The sequence below is a fragment of the Stutzerimonas nosocomialis genome (assembly GCF_005876855.1).
Classification (GTDB): Bacteria; Pseudomonadota; Gammaproteobacteria; order Pseudomonadales; family Pseudomonadaceae; genus Stutzerimonas; species Stutzerimonas nosocomialis.
Window position 1 is genome coordinate 1 of the sequence record NZ_QLAE01000063.1, and the last position, 10,527, is coordinate 10,527.

Sequence of the window (10,527 nt, forward strand, 5' to 3'; positions counted from 1 at the left end):
GGGTGTGTGGCTAGAAAGTCCGTCGTCACTGGCCTCTGAGGCTTTCTGTCTAATACTCATCGATTCTGTCTAATACTTCAGCCGATCCGGGACGGCATTGTCGGCGCCTGGGCAATCTTCGGCAACCGGCCGCGCAGGTACCGGGCGGTCATCCTGGCGTCCGTGTGGCCGCCGAGCGTCTGCGCATTCTTGCCTTCCCGATCGGCATCGGTTAGGGACTTGGCGCGGATGTCGTGAATCTTCACGTCATGGATGCCCGTCTTCTCGCGCAGCGCCTGGAACGCTTCCTTCACGGTTTCATAGCTGACCGGTTTCCCGGTGCGGGAGCAGAACAAAGTCAGCGTGCGCACCTTGCGCGGAAGCGCCTTGGCTCGATCGATCACGGCCTGCAGGTCTGGCGTCATGGCCACGATCAGTTTGGCGCCTGTCTTCTCCTGCACGAACGACACACCCTCGTCGCTGATGTCTGCCAGGCGGATGGCGATCACGTCCCCGATGCGTTGGCCGGTCAGGTAGCACATTTCGAGGATGGATCGAATGTAGGGGCTCGCCGCATTGAGCAGGGCGGCGAACTCGGCATCGGTGATGTACCGGTCGCGCCGGCCCTCTGTGTGCCGCGTGATGCCGATGCATGGGTTCGAGTCGACTTCCTGCCACTCAAGCGCATAGCCGAAGACGATGCGCAGGAAAGATAGAATCCGGTTGCACATGTTCGGCGTGCCCGCGAGATCCATCTTCACCGCGGCCACGTGTTTCGGCAGAACCTGCTGTGGCTCGAATTCGGCGAAGATGGACTTCAGTCGCTCGGCTGCTGCCTCGTACTGGGTCACAGTGTTCTTGCTGAGGCCCTTGCAGTGCTGCTTCAGGGCTCGGTCGATTAGATCGGGCATTCCGCCCATGGATGCGGTGGATGTCTTCTTGGCGTAGGCCAGCAAAGCCGCCTGATAGTCGCTGTCGAGCCGTTCCCACTTCCCCTTGCGAACCAGGTAGTACGCTCCGTGCTTCTGGTACATGCACGCCGGCAAATGCCGGTCCTTCTTCCTCGGGCGCATGCTCGTGTCCTCAGCCAGTCAGCCTCAGCTGCGGCTCCTTCTTCGATGATTTGATGGCTCCAAGGCGCGACAATACAACGTCGCGCAGCACCTTGGGATGTCCATCCCCTCCGACCACGAAACCGAACTTCTCGGCTGTGAGCCAGCGAATCTGAGCGCTGGGCTTTTGGTAGCCGGTCAGGTCGGCCACCTCTTGCGGCGTCATGAACATCACTCACTCCTTCACGGGTACGCCCGCGGCTTCGATGGCTTCGCGGCATGTATCCAAGCACTTGTTCCAGCTTCGCCCTTGGCCGAACGCGGGATGCCTGGGTGGTAGCTCAATCACCAGCTTCCGCCGCGACGCCGCCCACACGTTGAACATCTGCGTCTTCACGTCTTCGAACTGCTCGTGGTGCGGCTGGCGGTCCCACCAGGCGTCGAACTCGGCCCGGGCCTTGTCTGTGTTCAGCATGTCTATCTCCTCCCGCATGTGGGGTTAGGCGGCGTAAGGGACCAGCTGAGTCGAGTAGCCGAGCATCAGCGGATGAAGCGGATCGCCAGATTTCGAAAGGCCGAACGTCAAGATTGGCTTGCCAGTAGCGGCGAGTAGCGTCAGCGTTTGCGCCAGATGAAAGTGCAGCTCTTTGGGGAGCTTGCCCCTCGAGCCCCAGCATGGAACCAGGATGTCCGCGGCGGAGGCGATAGCCATCAAATGGTCCGCGTTGTCCGGCCCGACTGGATCAGGCGCAGACTTGAGCGCGTTGACATCCGTCGAGCGCAAGGCGAACACGTTGCCAACGATGAACCGGCGTCCGCCGTTGACCTTCGTGAATCCGATCCACTTGCGAACCGTTGCATCATCTACGCTGGCGTCTGCCGTCGATGGATTTACGCCAAAGAAGGCGAACACCTTTCCGTCCATCTGTACTTCGCGCTCCAGGCGATACCGATATTTTCCGCACTCGCTTATCACTGCAGACATACGAACTCCTTCCCCGCCCGACTCACGCCGGCAGGCTGTGTGATGTGGTTTCAATCAGTGGGTAATGCGCTCAACCTCGAACGCGATAGACCCGCACTCGCACGGAGCAGGTACGGGAACAGGGGTAGGGGACGCATACGACTTGCCGCAGCGCATGCAGCGCCAGGCTGTGCTGGCCATGGGCTCACCGCCTATACGGTCAGGCTCGCCCAGGATGCGGTGGAGGTCGTCGGGGTTCATGATCGTTAGACAGCTAGCCTGGCACATCGGCCAGCATCGACCTGGCTTCGATCAGGTTCAGATCACGCATCTCGCCAGTGTCGATGTAGCGAATGGCCATAGAAAGATGCTGCCGCAGCCTATCCCGCTCGGCTTTCAGTTCGCGGATGTTTGAGTGCACTCTCCCGATATCAGGTTCGCCATTGCCGTCTGGCTCAAATTCGCTGGCATAGGCCATGCGCGCTGCTGCGAGACCATCCCGCTCGGCGGTCACGGCAGACAGGGCAGCGCGAAGTTCTGCGCCCTCATCAGTGGCTGCGCCCCACAGGTCCATCAGGGCAGCGGTGTCCTGCTGAGCCTGGAGGAACGCCTGCTTTGCATCATTCGCATCGGCCACAGCCACGTCGGCGTGGGTGCGTTCGGCAGACAGGGCGGCGAGGTGGTCGGACTCACGGATTAGGGCTTGGCACTGGAACGCCTCGCTGGCCTCCTCATCCAGCCAGTGGCCAATCTCAGGTTCATCCGGCGACCCGCAGAGATACCCAACCACCTCAACCCCTTCCGCCTCTGCGGGCTGGGCGAGGGCGTTTTTCGCTGCAACCCACTGCTCGGCAGTCAGGCCTCGCGCGTGGTCGTAGAGCATCTCCAGCAGCTCGCGCTCTACCACTACGGGGTTATTCATGGGTGGATTCCTCAGCCTGGGCGGTCATTGTGGTGTCGATGGCGGCGTCAAGATCATCCGGGTCGTATGTTGTCGCCCAGCACGTCGCTGCTCGCTCCCATCCAGTGATACACACGACGGCAATGCCGCGCTCGGCCTCCTGCTCGCGCAGCCACCGATACCGCCGCGCATCCCGTTCCAGCTCGGCGATGCGGGCATTCAGCCGTTCGTTCTCGGCAGCCAGGGATTCGAATGCCTCGACCCGCACGTAACCGCCCATGCCCAGCTTGCACTCTTCCATCAGCGCGCTTAGGCCGTCGTACCCAATTGGATCGAATGTCTTCACTTCACTCATCGCTGGCACCCCCTTGGGCTGACAGGGCGGCGGCGAGCAGGTATTGCCAGAACGCCTCAGAATCATCGAAAGCTGCATGATCGTCACACAGCAAGTCGATTGCTTCGCGAATTGCTGCGCTTGGCTCAACCGGCACAAGCGCATACCCATTCGGCACCGCAGTGGCACTCGGGGCGGTCTGCGCGTTGGGGGCGGAGAGCGGAATCGTGTATCCGTTTTGCGGGTCTCGCTCAGGTTTGCACGGCTGATGTGCGGACACCGGAAGGCTCTGCACCCACGCCACCGGCTGCTGCTCGGTCTGCGCGGGGCGGGCGGCTAAGCGCTGCTCTAGCTCGTTCGCCAAGGTAGCAAGGCGCGCGCATTCGTTCTGCAAGTCAGCCAATGCCGTCTCCCGCTCATCCTGCGCCGGGGCGGGCTCGGCCTGCTGGGATAGGGCTCTGTCGATGCGGAGTACAAGCCTCCCAACCATCGCTCTGGTGGTCGTCTCTTCGGTGAAGTATCTCGCTGCCTCCCGCAGCAACCCGCGCAGCTTCTCGTTTTCAGTGCTCATCATTTCCTCTCCCATATCTCAGGGTTGCTCAGCTGCTCGTCCGTGGCGTAACGGCATTGACCGCTGATGGGGTGTAATTCGTGTGCGTGGCCGGCGGTGTGAACGATCCGGTATCGGGTGCCGCTGGGCTTGTGCAGGTACACGCGGCACTGCTCGTTGATGCGCCTCACGATGGGGGATTCGGTCATTCCGTTCATGCCATCCATCTCCCGTAGCGATCTCGATAGCCGGCGAGCCAAGCGCAGCGTTTGCCAAGCTCGACGATGGGGTAGGGACAGGACGCCTCGCGCGGTGCGTTCCAGCCTTCCTGCTGCTCCGCAACGTAGGCGTGGGCTGGGGCGCGTTTGTGTGGGCGGCTCATGGCGTCACCAGTTCGGCTGGCACCTGGACTACGTCGCCGAAGCGGTTTGCAACGATGATCCGGCAGGAACTGGCGTCACCCTCGCGTTCAGAGGGTTGATATCGACGGCCTTCCTTCCAAAAAACGCCGTAGACCGGCTCGCCGCAGCACTCAGGTGGCGACTCATAGCCAGACTGTACGCCGCACCCACAGCATTCGGATGCAATCTCCACAGGCAGGTCCACTGCCTTCGCCACAGCCCAATCCAGCGCCGGCCCGATCAGGTCGGCGGTCTTCATCTCGATCATGTTCATGCCGTCAACCTCTCTTCCTTGATGATCCGCCGCACTGACCGCTGAGCCAGTCCGGTGCGCTCTGCAATGGTCGGCACCTTCACGCCTAGCCGGAGCATGGCCCCGATGCGCTCGGCGTTACGGGATCGCTCAGCTTTGGCGCTGGCCTGGCTGGCTTTCTGCTGGGCCGCCTTCTTCTCCGGGCAGGTGATCCGGAAGGCGGGTTTCTTGTCCTCGGTGTGAATCGGTAGGGTCTCTACCGGTCCGTGTTCCGCCTCCCATGCCGCCATCTGGGCAGCAAGCTGGGCGCGAGCGGAGTCGTTCCGCTGAATTGCAGAGTGGTCGATCATGGGGATGGTCCAGGGAGGAGGGCGCGCGGGGCGCCAGTTGTATCAGGCAGCGGCGCGCTGCTTCATGGTGAAGTCGCGATGCAGGCTGCTGTGACAAGAAGGGCAGAGCCAGACGACGGAAAGCGGCTGGTCGTAGTCGGCGTGATGGCCGTGAAGTCGCTCGGTGTTGAAACATCCTGGCGCCATACAGCAAGGTGATTTCCAGAGACGCTTGTCTCTCACCGCGTTGTCGACCGTCTGCCTTGCATATGATTTTTCTGGGTTTCTGGCTGAATAGGCGCGTTTCGCAGCGTTTGATCGCTCGCGGCCTCTGTCCGTGCGTTGGTAACTTTCTCTTGCCTCTATGCGGTGAGGCAGGCTTGCTCTGCGGCGCTCGTACTCGCGATACGACTCACGGTTCCGTGCGTAATTCGCGCGCACGGCTGCCTTGCGACATTCCTTGCAGGTCTTGTCGCGGGTATAGAAGTCGGTATCTGCTTTCTGATCGCCGCACTTAGCACATGGCTTCATGCGGCGCTCCTGGAGGGCTTATGCCCCGGCGAGGTGGTGTAGCGGGGCGAATGGCAGGTCATCATCGAAATCATCCGGCGGCGCGGCCTGCTGGCTCTGCTGGCGTGGCGCGTTGCGCGCCGCCTGGGTCTGCTGCCGGGGCGCCGCATCGTCTTCGCGCCGGCCGCCAAGCAGCTGCATGGTGCCCTGCATGTCCACGATGATTTCGGTGGTGTAACGCTTCACGCCGTCCTTTTCCCACTCGCGGGTCTGCAGCTTACCTTCGATGTAGACCTGCGAGCCCTTGCGCAGGTACTCGCCGGCGATCTCGGCCACTTTGCCGAACAGCGCCACACGGTGCCACTCGGTCTTCTCGACCTTCTGTCCGGTCTGCTTGTCGGTCCACTGCTCGCTGGTGGCCAGGCTCAGGTTGGTCACGGCATTGCCGCTGGGCAGGTAGCGGGTCTCCGGATCCTGTCCGCAGGTTCCCACCAGAATGACTTTGTTAACCCCACGGGCCATTAGCGGCACTCCTTTACTGAATAAACGACGGTTGGTTTCTTGCGATATGCGGCAAGGTCAGCGCCTGGCGCGTAGTGCTCGATGGCTTTCGCATAGTCGACTGCGCCGGCGCGCTCCGAGCGGATGACCTGCACGAGCCTGCCTTTCTGGCTCTGCTCGCCAGCTTCAGCGATGAGGGCCTTCTTAGCGGCTTCCAGCCTGGCGCAGGCCTTGTCCGCTTCGGCTTTGGCGTCGGCGTACTCGGCTTCAAGCGCCGACCACGTGAGGTCTTCGCGAATCAGAGGGATCAGGTGGCGCGCTGACTTCTCTTCACTGGCAATCGTGGCGAGGTATTCATCACGAAATGCCGTCAGGGCCGGCAAGTGCTGGAACAGCCATAGCGGATCGGCGTCGACTCGCTCCACGATGAGCTCGCCGTCGCGCCAGATCACGAAGTCGCACCAGTCGCGCATGGTGCAGGCAAGCTGAAGCTGGATCTGCGCGGCGTAGTGCGGCACTTCTTCCAGCGTCGTGTAGGTGGCGCGGAACGGGCACTTCACCTCGATCAGCCCGTCATGCCCAACTAGCCCGTCCGGCGACGCGGCCAGCCAGTCATAATCGGCGTGAACATGCAGGCCGGTCGAGATGACCAGGCACTCGGCCTGGTCCTCGTATGCTGCGATAGCCTGTGGCTCGTGCTCGTGACCGAAGGCCGTTGCTTCGTTGCCAGTGAACTCGGATTCGGCGCCGTGATACTCGCGCACCATGTCGCGCAGTACGCCATCGGGCGTTTTGTACTTGTCCAGCCCAAGGATGGCGGCGACCCGTGACCCGGTGATTCGGCCGACCCGTTGCGCGAGCCAGTCATCTCCCTGGAAGGCATTGAGCGAGGTCATGCGGCCTCCTTCTTCTGCTGCTGCAGATAGGCCAGTGCTCCGGCGAAGCGGTCAGCGGTCAGCGCCTCAAGGGCTTCCAGTCGCACACTGGCGCACCATGTGGCTTCGTCCAGTTCAGCGGCATGCAGGGCTTCTCGCAAATCGGCGGCCTGCTTGGCATTGATCACGGGCTTGGCCTGCTTTGGCTGCTGTCGTGGCGCATGACCTACTGCGCTATTGGCGTCGTCGTCTTCCTGAGCGATCCCTGCGACCGATGCCAGCGAGTAGCGGCGGCAGTAGGTAATAGCCGAGCCGACGCCTTGTGCGTCCTGCTTACTGACCGGCGCACTGATAACGCTGCTCATCCACTGGCCAGAGCTGTGCATCAGGATCGTTTCGACGCTGACAATCCCCGCCTCGAAGCTTGGGCACTGAGTGACCGACAGGCCGTTAAGCGCGAATACCGGCCGCACGGTGTTGAGGATTTCGGCTAGATCCGCGTACTTGCTTTTGAAATGCGGGTTGCTGCTCGACTTGCTGGCGTTCTCAAGTTCGCCCTGAGCCTTCGCTAGCGCGGTGGCCAGCTCGTTGATCTGCTCTGATTTGTTCACGAGTTTCCCCTAGGCCGCATCGCGCAGCCTGTCAGTAGGTTTGGTTATCCGAAGAAGTGATTCAGCGCGCCGATCTGAACCGCTATCAGCACGTCCAGGGCGAAGAATCCGATCAGCGCAATCCACGCAGCCGCATAGCTGTGGCCTGTGGGGGTGTCGTCGTAGGGGATGGATTGGGTGTGGTTCATGGGGTCACCTTGCGGTATCGATGGTTGGCTTCTGGCCATAGGCGTAGCCATCTCCAACAGTTCGCGGTCATCCATCACACACCCCCCAATAACGCCACGTAGGCGAGAGTTCCGATAAGCGATCCGGCTACGGTGATGCCTAGGGCGCCGGCCAGCTCCTTGAGTACGTAGGCGTTCATGGCTGGGCTCCTTGCAGGGCGGCGTGGGCTTTTGCCATCGCCTTGTTGCGCGCTGACGATCCGTCGCACGACATGGAAACGATTCGAACCAGTTCGGCCAGCTCTGCCTTGTAAGCATCCCGCTCAGCGAGAAGGGCGTCGTAGTCGCTAAAGAGCACGTAGCGGCCTCTGGCCTCCTGCTTCATGCGGGCGTCTGTTTCGATGTCGCCAGTGCCGTCACCGGCGTACCGGTCAACGATGCGCAACTCGTACCGCTTCACTTCCTTGCTCATGCCGCCTCCTCGCACGCTTTGCGCAGCGCAGCCAGGGTTTCTTCACAGGATCGTGTGCCGGCGAATTCGATCAGCTCGACTGGTTCGCCTTCCTCATCCGTCTGGCCAATGTCGGCATAGACGATGGTTTCACCGGCGATCTGTTCCATGCTGATCTGAATTTTGTTCTCGACGAAATATGCCGCGTCTGCTGGGTAGACATTGGTAACTTCGATGACTTCGGTGCGCCCGTTTGGCGGAATGAACACGGTGGCTTTCATGCTGCAATCCCTCGTAGCTGCTGCCAGCGCTGATCGGCCAGCTCGTGAATCTGTGCGCTGAATGCGCGGTACTGGTCATCGGCGATCAGGTCGCAGGCGTAGGCCATTTCGATCATGCCGGTGGCGTAGCTCTCGTCCGGGCGCGGGTAGTGCGAGGCCGGCATCCGCTGAATCTCGCGCTCGATCAATTCGCGGGCCTTGTCGGTTGCGTAGCTCATGCTGCGCGCTCCTTGATAACGGGGTCGGTGATGGCCTGTAGCGACTCGATGATTCCGCGCATGGCCAGTGGGTAGGTGTCGGGCTTGGCGTTCACGAGCGGCAGCAGCTCGTCACACAGCCGCAATACCGCGTCTTGGTCCGGGCCGCCGATGGCGTCGTACAGGTCCTTTGCGTCGAACTGGTCACGCGCTCGCTCAATGCGAAGATCGCGCGCCCACTCTCGGCCGGCAGCACGATCCCGCTGCGCCTCGTCGCCGGGCACAGGGCTGATGTAGATGCTCATGGGGGTGTCTCCGGGTGGAGGGTGGAGCGGTTTAGTCGAGGATTTTCCAGCCAGATGCCGTGCTGAAAGACAGGTGGCCAGCGCGTCGCAATGACTGGAGTCGGCGATCAACCAGCCTGTAGTCGAGACCGGAATACGTTACTAGGCTATTGAACCGGCACACCCCTTTGCGGATAAGCTCAAGCACTGTCCGTCCTCCTTTGCATATTTCGATGGCATAGCGTCTCCATGTCGCGCTCCGGTGTGTTACTTGGCGCGGGCTTCGAGCCTTTTCGAGAACTCTCGATTGAAGTCCTGCATTGCTTCTGCCGGTGAGTCGCCGAAACCTGCAACTCCGTCTTGCAGATTCTCGCCGTACAGCGCACACCACTTGTTGCCATCAATGCTTAGCGCAGGCCGATACATGACGCTGTAGTCAGTAAGGCAGGCCGCTACGTGCTGAAATTGTTCTTGCGCGGCATGGATCATTCCGTTGGCCGCCATTTCGCAATAATCTCTGTCCATCACTTCTCTCTCCTCTCCCTAACCCACCACTCCAACGCGCAACAGGCGAGGAATACGGTGAGCATTAGGGTTAGCTCTAGTGGGGTGGGCATGGTTAGGCGCTCGGGATCGCTGGTAAGGGCATCCAGTGCGTATATGGCGCCTTCTCGGACGGGCCGTGCCAATCAACATCGCCGCCCTTCGCCACGCAGCAGTAATGCTCGTAGTGCTCTCCGTGGTCGATCCAGTAGTCGCCATCGGACTCAGGGTCGATGCCATCGAAACTGATACGGACGTCACCGGGGTGATCGCCAGGCTGCGGCGGCGCGTAGACCAGAACGGTGACGCCTGGCTCAGGCATTCGCTCCTCGACGCTGATCCACCGCGCCGCATCCCGCTCAAGCTCGGCGATGTACTCCTTGTTACGGGTGTCCAGGTTCATGAACGAATTGCGCTGTGCTTCCAGCTCGGCCCAGTCACGAGCCTCTCGTTCATGCTGCTCCGCGCCGTTCTCAATTCCTTCGCTCATCTCAGCCTCCTATGCGCTTCTTCGGTGCGAGCGACTTGAAATCGCAGTGGTTCAGGTAGGTGCTCAGGTCAGCATCTGCGATCTCGCCGCAGAACTCGCCAGTGTCAAATGAGTAATCGCCAGAGGCAGCGTCTGCCATCGCGATATCCATTGCTTCGTCTTCGCTGCCTGCCTCAATCACGCAATCGCAGGAGGCGGTCAGTCGGATGTTGTAGTGCGGCATGTTCAGTGCCTCCTATGTGCTTATGGGTGTTGGTGGGGCGGTTAGCGCCCGGAGTTGTGCAGGGCGCAGGCGTAGACGACGTAGGCCGCGTATGCCATCGAGGCGACCAGAATCACGACGTCAAGCCAGTGCTCGAACCGCTCGCCCCAGATCAGGCGCTCGACCGTAATGCTGACCGCCTGGATGCCCAGCACAAACAGGATGACCACAAGGGTTGCCGTGATCGGGTTGCCGCCAGCCGACCGGGCAATGGTCATCGCTGACTCGTGGATGATGTTCATGTGAATCTCCGTTCGGTTATTTCCCGCTGCAGCCTGTCTCCAAGCTGCATCAGGAATGCTCCGGTTAGGCCTCTTCGGCTTCATCCGGATTCGATCCGCCGGGCACAGCAGGCGAAACCTCAATGATGTTCTGCAATATCGGCTTCCAGACTCGCCACCAGCCCAGCGCTCGGCTATCCATTTGCGCGATCTCTTCATCGCTGAATGCCCACCACTCTGCCAGCGCGTGGAACTGGCAGCCGATCTGCATCCGCTCGGCGGTGTAGGTAACCGGCCACAGGTCGCACTGAATGGCTTTTATCTCCGAGCAGTTTCCGGAGGCGCCCCATAGCGAATTGATTTCGCTCAGG

The 10,527-nt window shown here is 61.2% G+C and carries 23 protein-coding genes; all 23 read right to left on the reverse strand.

All coding sequences use genetic code 11. The annotated features are described in order from the left end of the window. Positions 1–77: 77 nt before the first annotated feature. Positions 78–1,052, reverse strand: coding sequence for a tyrosine-type recombinase/integrase (locus tag DN824_RS21995; RefSeq protein ID WP_138410453.1), 975 nt, complete (start codon positions 1,050–1,052; stop codon positions 78–80). 10 nt (positions 1,053–1,062) lie between these two features. Then, positions 1,063–1,263 (reverse strand): DUF4224 domain-containing protein, encoded by a 201-nt coding sequence (locus DN824_RS22000; RefSeq protein WP_138410454.1) that lies wholly within the window; start codon positions 1,261–1,263, stop codon positions 1,063–1,065. A gap of 3 nt (positions 1,264–1,266) precedes the next feature. Further along, complete coding sequence (locus tag DN824_RS22005) at positions 1,267–1,506, reverse strand: phiTE_015 family protein (RefSeq protein WP_138410455.1); 240 nt, start codon at positions 1,504–1,506, stop codon at positions 1,267–1,269. Between the two features lie 24 nt (positions 1,507–1,530). Beyond that, the gene (locus DN824_RS22010; RefSeq protein ID WP_138410456.1) at positions 1,531–2,016 is read right to left on the reverse strand and encodes a DUF1643 domain-containing protein; all 486 of its coding nucleotides are present in this window, start codon (positions 2,014–2,016) and stop codon (positions 1,531–1,533) included. A 253-nt stretch (positions 2,017–2,269) separates the two neighbouring features. After that, positions 2,270–2,917, reverse strand: coding sequence for a hypothetical protein (locus DN824_RS22015; protein ID WP_138410457.1), 648 nt, complete (start codon positions 2,915–2,917; stop codon positions 2,270–2,272). Next, positions 2,910–3,251 (reverse strand): hypothetical protein, encoded by a 342-nt coding sequence (locus tag DN824_RS22020; RefSeq protein WP_138410458.1) that lies wholly within the window; start codon positions 3,249–3,251, stop codon positions 2,910–2,912. The genes DN824_RS22015 and DN824_RS22020 overlap by 8 nt, the downstream gene beginning before the upstream one ends. Continuing rightward, the gene (locus DN824_RS22025) at positions 3,244–3,804 is read right to left on the reverse strand and encodes a hypothetical protein (RefSeq protein WP_158295406.1); all 561 of its coding nucleotides are present in this window, start codon (positions 3,802–3,804) and stop codon (positions 3,244–3,246) included. Before DN824_RS22025 ends, DN824_RS22020 begins: the two co-directional genes overlap by 8 nt. Positions 3,805–4,158: 354 nt before the next feature. After that, positions 4,159–4,455, reverse strand: coding sequence for a hypothetical protein (locus DN824_RS22035; protein WP_138410460.1), 297 nt, complete (start codon positions 4,453–4,455; stop codon positions 4,159–4,161). Continuing rightward, positions 4,452–4,784, reverse strand: coding sequence for a hypothetical protein (locus tag DN824_RS22040; RefSeq protein ID WP_138410461.1), 333 nt, complete (start codon positions 4,782–4,784; stop codon positions 4,452–4,454). The genes DN824_RS22035 and DN824_RS22040 overlap by 4 nt, the downstream gene beginning before the upstream one ends. Before the next feature lie 42 nt (positions 4,785–4,826). Further along, positions 4,827–5,294, reverse strand: a complete 468-nt coding sequence (locus DN824_RS22045) for a hypothetical protein (RefSeq protein ID WP_138410462.1) — start codon at positions 5,292–5,294, stop codon at positions 4,827–4,829. 18 nt (positions 5,295–5,312) lie between these two features. Next, positions 5,313–5,795, reverse strand: coding sequence for a single-stranded DNA-binding protein (locus tag DN824_RS22050; RefSeq protein ID WP_138410463.1), 483 nt, complete (start codon positions 5,793–5,795; stop codon positions 5,313–5,315). Further along, the gene (locus DN824_RS22055; RefSeq protein ID WP_138410464.1) at positions 5,795–6,670 is read right to left on the reverse strand and encodes a lambda exonuclease family protein; all 876 of its coding nucleotides are present in this window, start codon (positions 6,668–6,670) and stop codon (positions 5,795–5,797) included. The genes DN824_RS22050 and DN824_RS22055 overlap by 1 nt, the downstream gene beginning before the upstream one ends. Continuing rightward, on the reverse strand, positions 6,667–7,260 hold the full coding sequence (locus DN824_RS22060; protein WP_138410465.1) for an ERF family protein: 594 nt from the start codon (positions 7,258–7,260) through the stop codon (positions 6,667–6,669). Before DN824_RS22060 ends, DN824_RS22055 begins: the two co-directional genes overlap by 4 nt. A 44-nt stretch (positions 7,261–7,304) precedes the next feature. Further along, on the reverse strand, positions 7,305–7,448 hold the full coding sequence (locus DN824_RS22530) for a hypothetical protein (protein ID WP_158295407.1): 144 nt from the start codon (positions 7,446–7,448) through the stop codon (positions 7,305–7,307). Positions 7,449–7,623: 175 nt separating this feature from the next. Continuing rightward, positions 7,624–7,899 carry a hypothetical protein gene (locus DN824_RS22065; RefSeq protein ID WP_138410466.1) on the reverse strand — a complete coding sequence of 92 codons (276 nt, stop codon included), beginning with the start codon at positions 7,897–7,899 and terminating at the stop codon, positions 7,624–7,626. Further along, a complete protein-coding gene (locus DN824_RS22070) occupies positions 7,896–8,159 on the reverse strand; it encodes a hypothetical protein (protein WP_138410467.1) in 264 nt (87 codons plus the stop codon). The genes DN824_RS22065 and DN824_RS22070 overlap by 4 nt, the downstream gene beginning before the upstream one ends. Next, on the reverse strand, positions 8,156–8,377 hold the full coding sequence (locus DN824_RS22075) for a hypothetical protein (RefSeq protein ID WP_138410468.1): 222 nt from the start codon (positions 8,375–8,377) through the stop codon (positions 8,156–8,158). Before DN824_RS22075 ends, DN824_RS22070 begins: the two co-directional genes overlap by 4 nt. Further along, positions 8,374–8,661, reverse strand: a complete 288-nt coding sequence (locus tag DN824_RS22080; protein ID WP_138410469.1) for a hypothetical protein — start codon at positions 8,659–8,661, stop codon at positions 8,374–8,376. The genes DN824_RS22075 and DN824_RS22080 overlap by 4 nt, the downstream gene beginning before the upstream one ends. A gap of 246 nt (positions 8,662–8,907) precedes the next feature. Beyond that, on the reverse strand, positions 8,908–9,165 hold the full coding sequence (locus DN824_RS22085; protein ID WP_138410470.1) for a hypothetical protein: 258 nt from the start codon (positions 9,163–9,165) through the stop codon (positions 8,908–8,910). Positions 9,166–9,259: 94 nt separating this feature from the next. Continuing rightward, complete coding sequence (locus tag DN824_RS22090; protein ID WP_138410471.1) at positions 9,260–9,673, reverse strand: DUF551 domain-containing protein; 414 nt, start codon at positions 9,671–9,673, stop codon at positions 9,260–9,262. A gap of 1 nt (position 9,674) precedes the next feature. Beyond that, positions 9,675–9,896, reverse strand: coding sequence for a hypothetical protein (locus tag DN824_RS22095; RefSeq protein ID WP_138410472.1), 222 nt, complete (start codon positions 9,894–9,896; stop codon positions 9,675–9,677). A 41-nt stretch (positions 9,897–9,937) separates the two neighbouring features. Continuing rightward, on the reverse strand, positions 9,938–10,177 hold the full coding sequence (locus DN824_RS22100; protein ID WP_138410473.1) for a hypothetical protein: 240 nt from the start codon (positions 10,175–10,177) through the stop codon (positions 9,938–9,940). A gap of 64 nt (positions 10,178–10,241) precedes the next feature. Further along, the coding region (locus tag DN824_RS22535; protein ID WP_241666763.1) for a hypothetical protein at positions 10,242–10,527 on the reverse strand (286 nt) is incomplete at its 5' end.